The sequence below is a fragment of the Brevundimonas sp. genome, from assembly GCF_036659295.1.
Lineage (GTDB): Bacteria > Pseudomonadota > Alphaproteobacteria > Caulobacterales > Caulobacteraceae > Brevundimonas.
Map to the genome: position 1 here is coordinate 22,304 of NZ_JAVXCU010000012.1, position 17,505 is coordinate 39,808.

The 17,505-nt window shown below is 58.7% G+C and carries 12 protein-coding genes and 1 pseudogene; 5 read left to right on the plus strand and 8 right to left on the minus strand.

Translation table 11 applies throughout. The features are described 5' to 3' along the window. Nucleotides 1-5: 5 nt before the first annotated feature. The 4 genes from RSB01_RS04065 to RSB01_RS04080 form a co-directional block, all read right to left on the minus strand. Entirely contained in the window at nucleotides 6-2,663 is a 2,658-nt protein-coding gene (locus RSB01_RS04065; protein WP_332625092.1) for a TonB-dependent receptor, read from the minus strand. A gap of 150 nt (nucleotides 2,664-2,813) precedes the next feature. Next, nucleotides 2,814-4,214 (minus strand): alginate export family protein, encoded by a 1,401-nt coding sequence (locus RSB01_RS04070; RefSeq protein ID WP_332590734.1) that lies wholly within the window; start codon nucleotides 4,212-4,214, stop codon nucleotides 2,814-2,816. A gap of 89 nt (nucleotides 4,215-4,303) precedes the next feature. Beyond that, a complete protein-coding gene (locus RSB01_RS04075; protein WP_332590733.1) occupies nucleotides 4,304-5,605 on the minus strand; it encodes an MFS transporter in 1,302 nt (433 codons plus the stop codon). A gap of 99 nt (nucleotides 5,606-5,704) precedes the next feature. Continuing rightward, complete coding sequence (locus RSB01_RS04080) at nucleotides 5,705-8,062, minus strand: cytochrome P450/oxidoreductase (protein WP_332590732.1); 2,358 nt, start codon at nucleotides 8,060-8,062, stop codon at nucleotides 5,705-5,707. Between the two features lie 160 nt (nucleotides 8,063-8,222). Here RSB01_RS04080 and RSB01_RS04085 point away from each other — a divergent pair, with 160 nt between their 5' ends. After that, the gene (locus RSB01_RS04085; protein WP_332590731.1) at nucleotides 8,223-8,951 is read left to right on the plus strand and encodes a helix-turn-helix domain-containing protein; all 729 of its coding nucleotides are present in this window, start codon (nucleotides 8,223-8,225) and stop codon (nucleotides 8,949-8,951) included. Nucleotides 8,952-8,955: 4 nt separating this feature from the next. Here RSB01_RS04085 and RSB01_RS04090 read toward each other — a convergent pair whose 3' ends face one another. Continuing rightward, the gene (locus tag RSB01_RS04090; RefSeq protein WP_332590730.1) at nucleotides 8,956-9,405 is read right to left on the minus strand and encodes a MarR family transcriptional regulator; all 450 of its coding nucleotides are present in this window, start codon (nucleotides 9,403-9,405) and stop codon (nucleotides 8,956-8,958) included. Between the two features lie 71 nt (nucleotides 9,406-9,476). Between RSB01_RS04090 and hmgA the strand changes: the two genes are divergently transcribed. Beyond that, on the plus strand, nucleotides 9,477-10,775 hold the full coding sequence (hmgA, locus tag RSB01_RS04095; protein WP_332620286.1) for a homogentisate 1,2-dioxygenase: 1,299 nt from the start codon (nucleotides 9,477-9,479) through the stop codon (nucleotides 10,773-10,775). Next, nucleotides 10,772-12,088 carry a fumarylacetoacetase gene (gene fahA / locus RSB01_RS04100; protein WP_332625093.1) on the plus strand — a complete coding sequence of 439 codons (1,317 nt, stop codon included), beginning with the start codon at nucleotides 10,772-10,774 and terminating at the stop codon, nucleotides 12,086-12,088. Before hmgA ends, fahA begins: the two co-directional genes overlap by 4 nt. Before the next feature lie 63 nt (nucleotides 12,089-12,151). On the opposite strand, the gene RSB01_RS04105 is transcribed toward fahA, so the two are convergent. Continuing rightward, on the minus strand, nucleotides 12,152-14,797 hold the full coding sequence (locus RSB01_RS04105) for a TonB-dependent receptor (RefSeq protein ID WP_332591325.1): 2,646 nt from the start codon (nucleotides 14,795-14,797) through the stop codon (nucleotides 12,152-12,154). A 225-nt stretch (nucleotides 14,798-15,022) separates the two neighbouring features. Between RSB01_RS04105 and RSB01_RS04110 the strand changes: the two genes are divergently transcribed. Next, nucleotides 15,023-15,694, plus strand: a complete 672-nt coding sequence (locus tag RSB01_RS04110) for a hypothetical protein (protein WP_332591324.1) — start codon at nucleotides 15,023-15,025, stop codon at nucleotides 15,692-15,694. A 237-nt stretch (nucleotides 15,695-15,931) separates the two neighbouring features. Further along, nucleotides 15,932-16,585 carry a hypothetical protein gene (locus RSB01_RS04115; RefSeq protein WP_332620095.1) on the plus strand — a complete coding sequence of 218 codons (654 nt, stop codon included), beginning with the start codon at nucleotides 15,932-15,934 and terminating at the stop codon, nucleotides 16,583-16,585. 214 nt (nucleotides 16,586-16,799) lie between these two features. On the opposite strand, the gene RSB01_RS04120 is transcribed toward RSB01_RS04115, so the two are convergent. Both RSB01_RS04120 and RSB01_RS04125 read right to left on the minus strand, forming a co-directional pair. Further along, nucleotides 16,800-17,042, minus strand: coding sequence for a hypothetical protein (locus RSB01_RS04120; protein ID WP_332591322.1), 243 nt, complete (start codon nucleotides 17,040-17,042; stop codon nucleotides 16,800-16,802). Nucleotides 17,043-17,306: 264 nt separating this feature from the next. After that, a pseudogene (locus RSB01_RS04125) lies at nucleotides 17,307-17,505 on the minus strand (MFS transporter); the annotation flags it as partial.

Below are 17,505 nucleotides of genomic sequence, written 5' to 3' on the forward strand. Positions count from 1 at the left end.
GTTGATTAGAAGCTAGCGTCGAAACCGATGCGGAAATAGCGGCCGCGCAAATCGTATTGGCCAAAGTCATACGGCGCGCGCACACCGGGGAAGGAGGCGTCGTGCGGCGGGGCCTCGTCGAACAGGTTTTCGATCTTGGCGTACAGGCTGATCTTATCGGTGACAGCCCAACCCAGATAAGCGTCGAACTGGTTATAGGCATCTACGCTGGTTTGGCCCGCGATCACCGTGGCTTGGTCATAGCCGCTGGTATAGTACCAGGTCAGATTGGTGTTGAAGGCATTGCGCGACCAGCCCAGACGGGTGGTGGCCTTGTCGGCCGGAAGCGTGGCCCCGCGATTGGTACCGGCATAGTCCAGTATCGGGCCGCCGACAGTGTTCGGGCGTTTGTATTCCAGAACGTGCGTGTAGGCGCTGGAGGCTGAAAAATCGCCCCAGTTATCGGTGGACCAGCGGTGGCTGATATCCACATCGATACCCGATGTCTCGAGAGAGGTCAGGTTCTGGTAGCGGTTATAGACGGCCTGTAGCTTGCCACGGCTGTCGCGGATGACATCGGCAGGGTTGTTGGCCTGAACAACCGTGGTGATGTTGTTGGTACCGATCAGGTTGTCGAGCTTGATCTGGTACCAGTCCACGCTGATGACGGTTGAGCGGGTAGGGGTGAAAACAGCGCCGAAGTTCAGGGATTTGGTTTCTTCAGGCTGCAGGTCGGTATTGCCGACGGTAAAGAAGGTCGGGCTTTGGCGCGAGTTCGGCAGATCGGGATCATAGGGATCGATCACCGAACCATAGGAAATCATGGTCGAGGCCGAGTTTTCTGACAGTGACGGCGCGCGGAAACCGCGCGAGGCCGAAGCGCGTACCGCCAGCTTTTCGTGCAGCTTCCACCGCAGTCCGGCCTTGGGCGAGAAGGCTGAACCAAAATCGCTATACTCGTCGGCACGACCGGCGATCTGGAGTTCCAGATTGCTGAGAACCGGAATGTTGAACTCGGCAAAGGCGGCAAACACGTCGCGCTCGCCATCAACAGCGGCGATGGCGGGGCGGACTTGCAGACCGGCATCAATCTGCCACGGGTTGCGCGAGACAAGGCTCTCATTGCGGTATTCGATACCGGCGGCATATCCGACAGGGCCTGCAGGCAGGGTGAATAGTTCGCCGGTAATTTTGAAGTCCGCACCGTACAGGCGAGATTCCGCAGGGCGCACGGTGGACAGGCGGATGCCGTCCAGAACGGCCTGTGGCGTTGCACCCGGATTATGCAGGTTCAGGCTACCGTCGGCCAATGCCTGAGCCAGTGTCCAGCGGTTGGCAAAGCCACCCGAAACCTTTTCACGCTCGGTACTTCCCGAAGCATAGATGGCCGCTTCCCAGTCGAACTTCTCATGGCTGCCACGCAGACCGACGAGGGCACGATAGGACTCGGATTCATTGGTTTTCAGTGTGCGACCCAGATCAAAGAATGTGTATTCGATCGGCGTGGCCACGCCATAGGGATTGTAGGGGTTGTTAGCAGGCAGAAGGTTGGACACCGGCTCGGCCAGACCTGTCTGTGCATTCAGGGCAAAGCGGCCGCCTTCCAGAGTGAAGAAGGGGCTGGAGCCGAACAGGGATGCACCCTCGACATAGGAATACAGCACCTCGCCAAAGGCTTCGACCTGCGGGGTCAGGCGGGCCGTGACATGTCCATAGGCCTGATAGCGGTCAGTCGATGGGATCAGGGTGGTGTGCGGAGCCAGATTGATGGCGCAGGTATTGCCTTGCAGGCCGTCGATCGGGGCGCTGGCCGTCAGGACCATGCCTTCGGGGCATTGGCCCGCAGCGTTCAGGAACGGCACCGACTGGCCATTGACGAGGAAGCGTGCGCCCTTGGCGGACCAACCATTCCAGCGTCCGCCGGGAAGGTCGGAATAGATGCCCGACTTGGTCAGGTCGCGCTCGTCCTGATCCAGTCGCTCGCGCGTATAGGCTTCGAGCGATACAAGAATATTGAAGCCGTCATCGTCGAGATTGCCATAGCCACCCACCAGTTTGGCGGTCGTGGTTTCAAGGCCGCCCTGATCGGCGACGCCATAGCTAGCTCCGAATTCGAGGCCCTGGAAGTTCTGGCGGGTGATGATGTTGGTCACGCCTGCAACGGCGTCGGAACCGTAAACGGCCGAGGCTCCATCCTTGAGAACCTCTAAACGTTGTACGGCCACCATGGGCAGCGCGTTCAGGTTGACGAAGGTGTCCGAAAGCCCGCCACCCGGAAACCCGTAATTGGCCACCCGACGCCCGTTCAGCAGGACAAGGGTGTTCTTTTGTGACAGGCCGCGCAGGCCGATACCCGCCGCGCCCGATGACCAGCCGCTGTTCTGTGTCTCGTTGGAGCCATTACCGGTATTAGCAGAGATCGAGCGCAACAGATCCGAGGTTGTGGACTTGCCGGAAGTTCTGATTTCTTCGCGGCTAATGGTCTGTACGGGGTTGAAACCCTCGGTATTGGCGCTGCGGATATTGGAGCCGGTGACAACGACATCGGCGACAGAGGTCGGCTGCTGCTGGTCATCTATGACTGCGCCATTGACCGGAGCGGGTGTATCTGATGCGGCAAAAACAAGCGTCGGGGCGCTTGCGGATACAAGAATGGCCAAGGCCGCACTGGTCGTTCGGATCATGAAAAGGCACCGCAGGGAGGGAGGAAAAGCGGCACGTTTAAGGCATAGGTAACGACGGGATTTAAATGTAGTTTTTCTGTCCGGATCGAGAGTTTCTGTGCGGTGAGGTGCAGGATCGTCGGGCTGGAGCCCGACGATCCTGCTTGGAACTTAGAAGCGGGTGGTGATGAAGACCGAGGTGTAGAACAGGTCTTCGTTGCTGCCGGTTTCCTTGAGGAAGTCACCGGCCTTGACGTGGTTGATCAGGAAGCCTGCCGACACGTGGGGATTGAAGGTGTAATCAAAACGCGTGGTGGTGCGTAGGCCCACATCGCGCGACTGGCCTTCATAGGCCCCGCGCATCAGGGCGGGGGCGAGGCTGTAAACGCCATCGTCCTTGGACAGACGCTGCAAGACGGTGACGCCGACATTGGCCGAGAGTTTCGGCATCGGGTTCACATTCAGATTCACGCCAGCCTGCATCATGTTCGAATAGCCGAACTCGGGCGTGAAGCTCTGGCCACGACCCCACAGGGGATCGAAGGTCTGGGAGGTGTTGTCGTTGGGGTCTTTGTCACCCGAGCCGAACTCGAAACGGGTGCCCAGACGCGGGTTCCATGCGCCTTTAAGCTGATAGGTGGCTTCGGCACCGAGGAACCATGCCTCGACATCCTTGCCATTGAAGGTTTCGCCGCCTTGCAGCATGGCTTCGACATCATAGGTCAGCGCGTCTTTGCGGGCACCAACGCGAACCGAGAAGGTGTCACGATCGCCTGCGAAGTCAGGCACGCGGGCGGTGTCCTGCTCTGTGCGCAGATAAAGGAACTCGACTTCGCCTTGCCCTGCAAAGCCGTCGATACGGCGGGCGGCATGGGCAGAGTAGAATTTGAAACCGTCATTGGTTTCGTTGTTCCACTCGCCCGGGATGTCGCTGACAGTCTTGCCGGCCATTGCGCCATAACGCCAGTCGCCATTGGTGGCCTGAACGCGCAGCGCATCATAGGCGCGGCGAGTATTGGGTCCGTTGCGCGGATCGAACAGACGACCCTTGCCGATCAGGATTTCCTGACGGCCACCGCGTACGAACACGGTGCCGTTGTCGCCAAAGGTGGTGCTGGCCTCGACAAACAGTTGGTGGCCTTCGATGTTGTTGTGATCGACCGGATTACGGGTCGGAACATGATCGCCATTGGTGCCGGTGGCCTGAAGCTCGCCGAAAACACGCAGGTTCGGCGTGATGTTCAGATCACCCCACAGGCGCAGGCGGTGTTGCAGGTCAAATCCGTCATCCTCGGTACCGCGACCAAAGTTCAGATGCTCGCGCGTTTCGGTGCGGATACGGGCCTCGCCGCCAAGCGTCAGATAGGCCTGATCGCCAAGGGGGATGTATTTCAGCTTGGCCCACATGGAGTCCCGCAGCGCCGGATCGGCCAGATGCGAGAAGTCGTCATCATAGGACATGGGGGCAAAAACAGGGGCCGCCGTTTGGGCATTGGCCATGGGGGCAATGGCGCAGGCAGCCAGCAGGGCAAGGGCGCAGCTCGAGCCGCGCCACGAGAAGGTGGACGTCATTACGGGGTTTCCTCGGGTATGCTTTTTTTTGTGGGACGAAGGCCGTTCTCCCCGAAGACGCAGTCACGCCTTCGGGGAGAGCCGTTTCGTCAGTTTGCCTTGATGGCAGGGGCGTCAGGTTCAACCGCAGGGTTGTCGCGCGTTTCCGGTGTGCGCAGGACGGCGACCAGTGCCGGGATCGACATGACAGTGGCATAGATGGCCACAGCCAGACCGCTACCGGTGACTTTCAGTAGGATGGCACCAAGGATCGGGGCGATCGAACCACCGGCCACCGAGGCCAGCTGATAGCTGGTCGACAGGGCGGTGAAGCGGATGCGGGTCGGGAACAGCTCGGCCATGAAGGCGGCCATGGCACCCAGAATGACGCCGTGCGAAGCTAGGCACAGGATCACGAACAGCTGAAGCTCGGCGGGAGAGGTCTCGCCCGGTTTGAGGGTGAACAGGGCAAAGCTGCTGATCGCCGACAGAACCAGACCGGTGAGCAGGACCGGACGACGGCCAAACTTGTCAGCGGTGGCAGCGGCGGCCAGCACCACGGCAACCTCGATCAGCGAGGCCCAGAGGATTGCTGTCATCACCGGACCACGGGCAAAGCCGAGATAGGTGGTGGCCATCAGAACCAGGAAGGTGCTGAAGATATAGAGGAAGGTGTTTTCCGAAGCCTTCAGGAAGAAGGCGGTCAGCATCCGGCGCCAGTGGGTGACGAAGGATTCCTTCAGCGGTGCGTGCTCGACATGCTCGCGCTTGGATTTGATAGCGATGAACTCGGGCGATTCCTCGACCTTGCGACGGGTCCAGAAGCCAAGGAAGACTAGCAGGGCCGACAGGAAGAACGGAATACGCCATGCCCATTCCAGGAAACCTTCATCGCCATAGATGCGCTGGACAACGAGGATCACCATGGCGGCCAGCACGTTGGCGAGCGGACCGGCAAACATGGTGAAGCTGGTCCAGAACGCGCGCTGGTGCGACGGCATTGATTCCGAAATGATCAGGATTGCGCCTGTGGCTTCACCACCGACAGCAATACCCTGCACGATACGCAGGACCAGAAGCAGGATCGGAGCCAGAATGCCGATCGTCTCGTAGGTCGGCAGCAGGCCTACGGCAAAGGTGCCGAAGCCCATCATCAGCAGGCTGACGACCAGAACATGCTTGCGGCCGATCTTGTCGCCCAGAATACCAAAGATAATGCCGCCCAGAGGACGCGCCAGAAAACCGGCGGCAAAGGTACCCAGAGCCAGAAGGGTGGCCATGAACGGGTCAGCCGTGTTGTAGAACAGCTTGTCGAAGACCAGCACCGCACACATGGCGAATGCGAAAAAGTCGTACCATTCAAGCGTGGTGCCGACGGTACTCGCCACCATGAGATTTACGCGTTTGTTCATTTTTTCTCCCCCGTCCGGCTCTACGCCGCACAGAATCTTTGGGCATTTATATTATTGATTTTAGAGACTTAAGGCCTCTTTTTGCCCTGGTTGTTTATTTTAAAGTGCCAGAACCAGACGGCTGCCTTTCTTGGCGCGTGAACAGCAGGACATTAGTCGATCACTGGTGGCGTGCTCGGCCGCAGACATGGCTTTGTCACGGTGATCTGCCTCGCCATCCAGAACCCTGACCTCGCAACTGCCACACAAGCCTTCGCGGCAGTCGCTCTGGATATCGATACCGGCGGCCTCAAGGGCATCCAGCAGGGTCTCGTTGGCCGCCACGGTGAGGGTGCGCTCGCTATCGGCAAGCTCGACCTCGAAGGCGGTTTCGTTCTCGGGATCAAGGCCGGTGGCCACCGCCGAGAAATGTTCGATGTGCAGACGCTCTGCCATCGGCTCCATCAGGTCTTGCAGGGCGTTTAGAAGGCCTTCCGGTCCGCAAGAATAGATGTGGGTCTGTTCGCTAAGCGCAGCGACCGTCGCATCGAGGCTCAGGACCTGACCTTCGTCACCGGCATACAGGGTTGTGACCGCGCCGTGGTCGCGCATCAGGCGCTCCACCAGCGCCATATTGGCGCGCACGCGGCCTGCGTAATGGACCGTGTAGGGCTTGCCGATGGCCTTGAGGCGATCAGCCATGGCGATGATGGGCGTGATGCCAATACCGCCTGCGATCAGCACATAGTCGTCGTGGGTTTCATTCAGGCGGAAGTGGTTCTTCGGCCCGCGAATACGCACGCTCATGCCTTCGCAAAGGGTTTGGTGGATATGTAGCGAGCCGCCGCGACCATTATCTTCGCGCAGGATGGCAACCTTGAGGGTGCCGTTGTCGCCCGCTTCCCCACACAGCGAGTATTTGCGGCTGAACTCGCCGACCTCGAAATCGATGTGCGACCCAGCGCTCCAGCGGGGCAGGGCGTTGCCGTTCGGATCCTTCAGGGTCACGCCCAGAATATTGTCGCCGATCCGCTCCAGTGCCTCGACGCGCATTTCACGCGTCAGGTCCTGTTTCGACGGAGGGCCGATTTTTACCGAATGGCGGGTGCCGAGAATGTCCGGATTGGTGCGCTCGGGGTTCCTGGACGGATCCCAGCGGACCCATAGATTGTCAGGACCGCGCACCGAGGTGTTGGGCAGGTATTCAAACTTTTGGTCGGCCACCAGTTCCATATGCGGCAGGCGCTTGGTCAGTTCCTCGAAGAAGATACGCATTTCGAGGCGGGCAAGGTTCTTGCCCAGGCACTGGTGACTGCCATAGCCGAAGGTCAGGTGATCGGTCGTGTTGTCACGATAGATGTCCATCTCGTCGGGGTTTTCGAAATGGCGCTCGTCGTGGTTGGCCGAGGCCATGACGATCAGCAGCTTGGCCCCTTCGGGAATGTCCACGCCACCGACAACGGTCGGCTTGGTGGCTTTGCGGCGCCATGCCACAAACGAGCCTGAGAAACGCAGGCATTCTTCGATAGCGTTGGGGATCAGGGCCGGATTGGCGCAGATGGATTCCCACAGGGCGCGGTTTTCGAGCAGCAGCTTGAAGGCATTGGCCGAGGCATTGGCGGTCGTCTCGTGGGCAGCCACGATACCGGCCATCATCATCGAGTGTAGATAGGAGTCGGTGACGACTTCCGGCAGTTCTTTTTGCTTACGGATGGAATAGTCCATCCAGCCGTGGCCATCGGGGTTCTTGCGCATCTTCTCCAGCACTTCGCCGGAGAATTGCCAGAACTTGCCAACGGCTTCAGCGACGCCGACCTGTTCTTCCAGCGTCGGGCGACCCCAGGTGTTGACCGTATGCGCGATGGAATATTCGCGCAGGGTGTCCATGTCCTCTTCGGGGACGCCGAGGAAGTTTAGCGCGATAATCAGCGGCACTTCCCACAACATGTCCTCGACCAGATCAACCTCGCCGCGATCGACAAAGCGGTCGACATATTGGCGGGTGACCTTGCGCACCATTTCTTCGTGGTGGGCCAGTTCCTCGGGCAGGAAGGAGTGCAGCAGAACGCGGCGACGCTCCATGTGCGCCGGTTCGTCCTCGTTCACGAGGGTGCGGTTCATTCCGTAATCGTATTTCTCGAGGACCGCGTTCGCCTCGGGCGAGTTGGGCGTCATCTTTTCGAGAGCGATGGACGGGGAGAAGACGTCGTTATTACGGAAAACCGCCTTCACATCCTCGTAGCGGCTGACAATCCAGTAGCCCAGCTTGGGGCTGTAGAAGACCGGTTCGCGATCACGCGACCAGCGCAGCGCCTCGGCCGGATCGATCTGGTACGGGCCTTCGAACATGTCGAAATCGGCCGGTGTGTTGTCGAACGGGCATTTGGCTTTGGTGGCTTCGGCCTTCGCATTCGAGCCAGTGAATGGGCAACCGCCTCCAACAGCCATAGCGCTGCTGTTGATGTTTTGTCCGTCCATGCCTCTCCCTCACGCATTACAGGTGCTCGTTTATCGAGCGTTATTGATCTAAAATCGAACTTATTTTTGATCCATGTCAAGCGGCTTGTATGGACACAGGCCGAAGACACCTGCTTGGTGCTAGGGTTGCAGACGCAATTTTTGATCAGGGATTCGCGATATGGCGGCTGCCAAGGCAGGCTCGGAACACACGGGTGACGAAGGGGGCAAGGACCCCAATATCGTCCAGACTCTGGACCGCGGATTGCAGGCCCTGAGCACGATTTCCTTGTCTCCGGACGGGCTGACCGTGGCTGAACTGGCGGTGCGAATGGGGCTTCATCGCGCCATCACCTATCGCCTCGTCAAGACGCTCGAACTTCACCGACTTGTGATGAAGGGACCGGGGGGAAGGGTCATTCTGGGGCCGGGGCTTTTGCCCTTGTCGTCGCGTTTTGCGCCGCATCTGCGCTCGATTGCCCGACCTCTGCTTCAGGACCTGTCGCAAAAGGTGCAGGCCTCGGCCTTCATTTCTATTGCCGAGGGGAATGACTGCGTGCCGATCGATGTGGTGGATGCGGACAGCAGCATTCTTCACGTTACCTATCGGATCGGCAGCCGCCATCCTTTGTCTGTGGGGGCCGCCGGCATTGCGATACTCTCCAGCCGCCCGCCCTCGGAGGCAGACAGCGAGGAAGTGCGTCAGGCGCGTCTGGAGGGGGTCAGTGTCTCGCGCGGCCAAATCCAGCCGGGTGCCGTCGGCGTGGCCAGCCCGCTTATTTTGCCGGGCGGAAATTTCAGCGGCATCGAGGCCAGTGTCGGGGTTGTCGCCCTCAACAATCTAGATATCGACAAGTCGCGCGAATGCGTTCTGGAATGCGCGCGCGTCCTGTCTGATCTGCTGAAATAGACAGTTAGTCCTTGGGGGCGGCGGCCTGCTGTGCGCGCATCAACAGAGCGCACAGGGTTTGCCGTTCCTCGAGGCTGAAACCGTCAAAGATACGCGCCTCGACAGCCAAAGCTTCGGGCGCGACCTCTTTATAAAGCGCCTGACCCGACACGGAGAGGCTGAGCAGGTGCGATCGCTGGTCTGCCGCATTGGGCGTGCGCCGTAACAGGCCGCGCTCGATCAGGGACATGGCCGCACGGCTGACCGTAACCTTGTCCATGCGGGTGCGTTGTCCAATAGCCAGCGGTGTCAGTGCGCCATCTTCGGCCAGAACGGCCACTACACGCCACTCTGGTGTCTTGAGCTTGTGGGTCGTGCTGTAGGTCGCTGCAACCGCGTCACTGACCACATTGGTCGCAACCGAAAGCAGATAGGGCAGGAAGTCGTCGAGGCGAAAAGGCGCGGTGTTTTGCATTGGCGCACAGTTGACACCGTATCGACGCCCCGTCAAACTGGTTTCAAATGAAACTAAATGGAGGGACACACATGGGAACCCCTAACAGCCGCAGCTATATGGTCGGCTTTGCCAACCATTTTGCCAGCGAAGCCGTCGCCGGTGCCCTGCCTCAGGGCCAGAACTCGCCGCAGAAGACGCCGTTTGGCCTGTATGCTGAACAGTTGTCGGGCACAGCTTTTACGGCACCGCGCAAGGAAAACTTCCGTAGCTGGCTGTACCGCTTACGTCCCTCGGCCAATCATGGTGCCTTCAAGCCCTATGGCAAGAAGACCCATCTAGAGACTGCGCCTTTCACGGCGCCGCCGTCGCCCAACCGTATGCGTTGGAACTCCCAGCCGATCCCGACCGAGCCGACTGACTTTATCGACGGCATGATCACCTATGGTGGTAATGGCGATGTAGGGGCAGGGGCTGGTATCGGCATTCACGTCTATGCCTGTAACCGTTCGATGGAGCGCGTCTTCTTCAATGCCGACGGCGAGATGCTGATCGTGCCGGAGCAGGGCGAACTGACGCTAGTGACCGAGTTCGGCATTATCGACCTCGAGCCGCAGCAGATTGCTGTCATTCCGCGCGGTGTTCGCCTGCGTGTTGAACTGAAGGGTGCATCGGCACGGGGCTATATCTGCGAGAACTATGGTGCGCTGTTCCGCCTGCCGGATCTTGGTCCGATCGGTTCCAACGGTCTGGCCAATTCGCGCGATTTCGAGACGCCGGTAGCGGCCTATGAAGATATCGATGCACCGGTTGAACTGGTCCAAAAATATCAGGGCGGTCTATGGACCACGATGCTGGACCACTCGCCGTTCGACGTGGTGGCATGGCACGGCAATCTCGCGCCCTATCGCTATGATCTGCGCCACTTCAACACCATCAACACCGTCAGCTTCGATCACCCCGATCCGTCGATCTTCACGGTCCTGACCAGCCCGACCGACACCGTGGGCACGGCCAACTGTGACTTCGTGATCTTCCCGCCGCGCTGGATGGTGGCCGAGAATACCTTCCGTCCGCCGTGGTTCCACCGCAACGTGATGAGCGAATTCATGGGCCTGATTACCGGTGCCTATGACGCCAAGGCCGATGGCTTTAGCCCCGGCGGTGCCTCGCTGCACAACCAGATGAGCGGCCATGGCCCCGATCAGGCCAGCTACAACTCTGCGGTCAATGCGGAACTGAAACCGCACAAGCAAGAAAACACCATGGCCTTCATGTTCGAGAGCCGCGCCGTGATCCGAACGACCGACTTCGCCATGAACAGCCCAAGCATGCAACTCGACTATGATGATGTCTGGTCGAATTTCGAAAAAGGAAACCCCCACGCGTGAGCCGTCCAGTAATCGACCATACCCACTCTGCTGCTTTGAAAAGCTGGGTGGACAGTGCCAATGGCCACAAGGATTTCCCGATCCAGAACCTGCCGTTCGGTGTGTTTTCGGTAAAGGGCGATGCGCCGCGTATTGGCGTGGCTATTGGTGACTATGTTCTGGACGTGCAGGCGGCCTTTGCGGCGGGCCTTCTGTCTGGCCATGATGCTGATGTTCTGGGTGCGGATAGGCTGAACGCCTATATGGACCTGTCTTCGGCCAAGCGTCTGGCCCTGCGTCACGCTCTGTCGGCTCTGCTGTCGGATGAGGTCAATAAGGACAAGGTCCAGCCGCTGCTGGTTGCCGTCTCTGATGTGACCATGCACCTTCCGGCGCGTATCGGTGATTACACGGATTTCTATGTCGGCATTCACCACGCCATGAATGTGGGTGCGCTTTTCCGTCCGGATAACCCGCTGCTGCCGAACTATAAGCATGTGCCGATTGGCTATCACGGTCGTGCGTCCTCGATCCGTGTGTCGGGTACGCCGGTGGTACGCCCCAATGGCCAAACCAAGGCTCCGACCGCTGACGTGCCGTCTTTCGGCCCGTCCAAGCGTCTGGACTATGAACTGGAAATCGGCGTCTGGATCGGTCAGGGCAATGAACTGGGTCAGCCGATTGCCATCGACGATGCGATGAACCATGTGGCTGGTTTCTGCCTGCTGAACGACTGGTCGGCGCGTGACTTCCAGGCGTGGGAATACCAGCCGCTTGGTCCATTCCTCGCCAAGAACTTCATGTCGACCGTCTCGGCATGGGTCATTACGACCGAGGCCATGGCACCGTTCTTTACGGGCCAGAAGCCGCGTCCGGAGGGGGACCCCCAGCCGCTGCCCTATATCTGGAGCGATGCAGATCAGGCAGGTGGTGCTCTGTCGATCGACCTGAAGGTCAGCATTTCCAGCGAGGAAATGCGCAAATCGGGCGCACCCGCTGCGCAACTGAGTGAAGGGCCGACGTCCAATATGTATTGGACGGTCGCCCAGATCGTGACCCACCATGCCTCGAACGGTTGTAACCTGAATGCAGGCGATCTGCTGGGTTCGGGCACCATCTCCGCACCGGAACGCTCGGGCTTTGGCAGCTTGCTGGAAATCACCAGCGGCGGTGCAAATCCGGTAGAAATTCCGGGTGGCACACGCACCTTTGCCGAAGACGGTGACCAGATCAGCCTGTCGGCCAGCGCCAAGGCCGACGGCTATGTCTCTATCGGTTTTGGACCGTGCGAGGGCATCATTCTGCCAGCTCCGACCTTGGCCGGGCAGGGCTAGAAACCCTCTAACCTGGTGACTTCAAAGCGGCCCTGCGTTTGTAATGCGGGGCCGCTTTTTGTTTTAGAAGCGTTTGCTCAGATTGATGCTGACCACACGTCCGCGCGGGTCGGCGGCAACGGGGTCATAGGCGAGGAAGAACTGCGCCAGAGGCGGGGCCTTGTCGGCGATATTCACCACCCCGACGCCCAGTTCCAGCGTGTCGCTGACATTATAGCCATAATAGATGTCGGCAGTGGTCTGGCTGGCAATGGTGGTGTCGGTGATGCCGGCGCGGTCGTTATTATAGCCGCTGGTATAGTGGACGAGGCCGGTCAGGCTGTGGCGGTGGTTCTGCCATGACACTCCGAACTCGCCTCTGTTTTCCGGTAGGGATCGGCCCAGCGTGTTCAGGTTGGTAGAACCCACGCCCGACACCGACGGGCCGCGACCGTCAACGCGAATGTCGTACTGATCCACCAGTGTCCATGTGGCGCTGGCTGACACGGTGCCGTCAAGCAACGGGCGGCTGTAGCGCGCCGACAGATCAAGACCCGAGGTTTCAATCGACGAGGCATTGATGAAATACAGCTGCACCATGCTGATGCTTCCGCTGCTGGAGCGGGTGATGCGCTTTTGCGCCTCTGTGCCGGACAGACCTGCGGCATCGTCGGCAGCGGCCTGATCGATGATCGGTTGCGGGGCCTCTTTGATCACCAGATTACTGTAGTCAAAGCGCCATGCATCGACGGTCAGTTCCAGACCGCGCAACGGTTTCCAGATCGCGCCGAGGGTCACGTGCTCCGAGGTTTCCGGCTCAAGGTCCGGATTACCCGAGGTCAGCGTATTCACAAACACATAGCTGTCACGGTCTAGCACCGAAGGCTGGGCGGCCTGCGCGCCACGGGTGGTATAGACCGACGGCGCGCGATAGCCGCGACCCCATGAACCACGCAGGGCGAGAGTTTCGGTGGCATCCCAGCGGATCGCCAGTTTCGGGCTGAGCTTGCCCGACGACCCATCATAGGTTTCGTAGCGGGTAGCCAGTTGTGCCTCGATATTCTGCCCCAGTAGCAGGCGTGCCTCGGCAAAGGCGGCATAGGTGTCCTGCGTGCCGTCAAAGTCCGGCGCATATCCGGCGGTTAGCAGGTCACCGGAGTTAACCTGATCGCTCCAGTCGTGGCGGAAACCAGTGCGGCGGTATTGCAGGCCCGTCGCCATATCGAGGCTTCTGCCATCCCATTCCGCGACGCGACCGTCGATCTGGGCGTCCAGCGTAAACAGTTCTGCGCGACCGCGAAGGCGTGTCCAGCCGGTCAGGCTGTCGATCAGGGCGTCGCTATTGGCGGTGCCTGTGCCGGTCAGGGCGCTGCCGAACGGGTTATAATAGCTGCACGGTCCAACGCCTGCGGTGCCGGTGGCGATATCGCAGCCCGCACCACCAAAGCCGTTGAGCGCGTTTTGCAGGGCGCTGCCGACCACATCCGGCTTGCTGTAATCAACGTCCTGCTGGCTGGCGGTCGCCGAGAGTAACCAGTTCCAGTTGGCATTTAGCTTTCCGTCCGCGCCACCGGCAATGCGCCATGTCTCATAGTCGAACTCGGCCGCCGATGCGCCCGATGCACCGCCTTTCAGGCGACCACGGAACAGCACATCCTCGCCATAAGGGTTGTCGGGATGGTCTTTGCCGATGGTCAGGGTGCGCGACAGGATCGGCAGGGAAGGCGACTGGCGGGCGCGGGTATAGGTGGATGCCCACGACGTTTGCGCCCACACATCGGTGTCGCCGATGGTCTTGCGATAATCGGCAAACAACTGGGTGCGGGTTTCCTCGGGCGTCAGATCAAAGAAATCCGAATAATCCAGTCGGCAGAAGCTGTCCGACGGGCCGTTGCGATACGAGCCGACAAAGACCGGATTGTCACAATCGGCATCGGCCACATAGGCATTGGTGGACGGGCGGAAATAGGAACCAGGCTGGCCATAGCTGGTCACGGCGGTCCATGCGGCGCGGCCATAGCGTTCGGCCTGCGTGAAATCACGCTCATCCGATCCCAGTGCTGAACGGTGGAAATGCGAGGCGGCCAGTTTCAGGCGTCCGTCCAGCAGGTCCAGACCGCCAATGGCTTCGATCACGCTCTCGTCCGATCCGTCGGTAAAGGCGTATTTGGCGCGCATTTCGGGGGAGCTGACATCGCGGCGGGTAATGAAGTTAACGACACCGGCCACAGCATCCGAGCCATAGATGGCCGAAGCGCCGTCCTTGACGACCTCGACGCGTTCCAGCGCGATGGTCGGGATCAGCGAATTGATGTCAACAAAGGCCGAGCCATCAGTGGCCACCACGGCGCTGTTGGTCCAGCGTTGGCCATCGACCAGTACGAGCGTCGAGCCGAGACCCAGATTGCGCAGGTTGAACTGGGCCGTGCCCGAGCTTTGCGGATTGTTCAACTGGTCGATCAGATTTTCAGAGCCCGAATTGGCACTGACCAGACGGGTGATCTGCGACAGATCGGAAACGCCCGCGGCCTGAAGCTGTGTCTGGTTGAGGTTCTCGACCGTGGTCATGCGCGCGGCACCGGCCAGACGCGAACCGGTGACAACAATGTCGTCAACCTGAGTACGCACGACCTGTTCATCAAGTGTGGCAGCAAGCACTGCCGAAGGCAGAAGCAGGGCCGACAGGGCGGTGCCTGCGCAGATAGTTGCCTTGGTCTTGCGTGCGAACATTATTGATAAACCCAAAAACGCTTTAACATTAAAGCGCCCGATGCCGCATCAGGCATGCTGTGTCACTCATAAACGCCGTAGATTATTGATAATGCGCGAATAGATCATGTCGGGCGAGGCCATCGCTTACTGCGGGGCAGGAGGTGTCGCGCGCAGAGCCAGCTCTTTGCTGCTGACTTAAGGGCAGGGAAGTCTGTTATCCTGCCATTTCGAGGGGGAAAGCGAATGAATGTCCTAACCATTCTACGTTCGGTGGAAGAGCTTCTTTACGAAGTGATTTCGTGGCTGCTCTTCTATCCACGGACATTGTGGATGACGCTGACCTGTCCGCTGGAGACTATGTACTATTCGGATCAGGAGCAGCGCGACAAGCCCGAGAAACAGTATCTGGAAACCCTCAGCCCGCCGTTGTTCCTCGTCCTGAGCATACTCCTCGCTCACAGTCTGGAGCTGGCGCTCGGTTTCAAGGTCGAACACGGGACGTCTGAAATCGGTCGTCTCGTGACTGAAAACGAGCAAGGCTTGCTGGCTTTTCGCGCATTGCTGTTCAGTCTTTACGCTGTGATCTACGCCGCTTTGGCTTTGAGGCTGACCGGAAAGCGACTGGATCGGGAAAGCCTGCGCACGCCCTTTTTCGCTCAGTGCTATCTTTCTGGGGCGTATGCCATACTCATCAGTATCGGGAGCACATGCATACGCTACCCCAATGCTTGGGGTGTTGGATCGGGTTCGCTCATCATTTTACTGACGACGGTGTGGTACATCGCTGTCGAGATAGCCTGGTTCCGGCGTGAATGTGCAGGCCACCCTTTTGTCGCGACCTTGACCGCTTTGGGCGGCTTTGCTTTGGGGGCTGCCATAAGCCTCAGCATAAGCGCTATCGTCGTCTTGGGTTGACGGGATGCTTTGCCTGATGCCCACAATCTGATTGAGCAAACGACAATAGGGTCGATTGTTCATTTTAAAGATTCGCGTTCTTTAAATGTGCGACCGCAAGCGTCGACATGCATCACCTCGCTAGGGATTTTGACAATGTTATCCGTTCAAAGAACTGCGATTGCCCTTGTAACAAGCGGTGTGTTTTTAGCCTCCGCTGTCTCGTCCGTAGCCCAAACGCCGGACGCGCTGAGCGATTTGGTCAATGCGCGCGCCGGACAGGCCGAGGGTGAGTTGCAGCGTCGGGGCTATCAATCTACTGACCGCTCCGAAGTGGTGGGCGATGGCCGTATGACCTATTGGCGCAAGGGCAATGACTGCGTAGCGATCATGACACGCGACGGTCGTTATGCCTCGATCAACCGTGCGGGAGACAGCGAGTGTGGAAGCGGGGGGCATTCCGGCTCCAACAATGCTGCCGTCTTGGCTGCAGGTGTGGCGATTGTGGGATTGGCGGCTGCGATCGCTGCCCATAATAATCGTCACCATGACGCCGACGGTGATCATGATCGCGAGTATCAGCGTGGCTATCAGGCGGCGCTCTATGGCTCCAACTATGATGATCGGCACGAGACCGAAGGTTATCATGAGGGCTATCTGGCCGGCGAGGACGAAGCCCGTAACCGCCGTCACTCGAACAGACGCTGGGTTCAGGGCGCACCGACGGCTGCACAACAGGCCTGTGCCCGTAGTGCCGACGAATTCCAGAACCGTCCGTATGGCTCCAGCGTACCGATTGGCGTGCGTGACCTGGGCCGTGGCGAGTACGAACTGACTATGGCCACAGGGTCTTACCGATCACGCTGCGTGGTCAGCGCATCGGGCGATGTCCGGGCGATGAATCCCTACTAAGGCGATCACTAGCCTAACTACCTGACTAATCTCGCGCTTGAGGTTCTCGTCTGAGACGGAGGTCGCGGCATTTTGAAAATTTTATGGCGAGTGAGGGCAGGGTAAGAACACTAGGCTGTAATCCTTTTTCTGCCGGTCTCCCCCGTAGTTATTCCCTAAAGAAAGCCCCCTCGACATGAAGACGAGGGGGCTGATTTTTATTAATAAAAATGCGTTACGGGCACATGAAATATGTAGTGTAGACTATATTGTCGTAGTTTGAGGTATCGCCTGAGTTGATGTCAGGGCTGTTGCAAAATACTTGCGTATTACCCACCGGCGATCCGCCACGAAGATAGGTAAAGATCATCCACGGCTTCTCCATGGCAATTGCGTTGGTCGGAAAGAGCGCAGCAGCGCCTACAGCTGAAGAGGTCGTCAAGGCCAAAGCAAGAGCGATATGTGCGATTTTCTTCATGTTGTTATTCCTTATGAGCCTTCCTCACGAAGGCGGGATCATGTTGAGAAATAAACAATCATGATACCAATGATCTTTTTATGATTTATATAAATTATAAGATGGTATATTTTTTATTACCTATATAAATTTTTGTATTTATTTATTTTATATTTTGGATGGTGGGTGTTTTTAAATTTAATAGCTTGTTTTCTTATGTTTATTTATCTCGATGCTATATCGGCAGGACTATCAAGACATAGTCATGCCGGTACAACTATCGGATTAAATCACTTGTGCTTTGGAGCTATTGGCCGTGAGGATCACAAGTCCAAATCCCATGGCGGCGAGCAATGCTCCGGCTACGGGGATGGCGGCATAGCCGAGGTTCAAGCTGATAACCGCGGCGCCGACGGCCGCTCCGACGGCGTTGCCGAGATTAAAAGCACCGACATTGATGGAGGAGGCGAGACCGGGGGCTTCG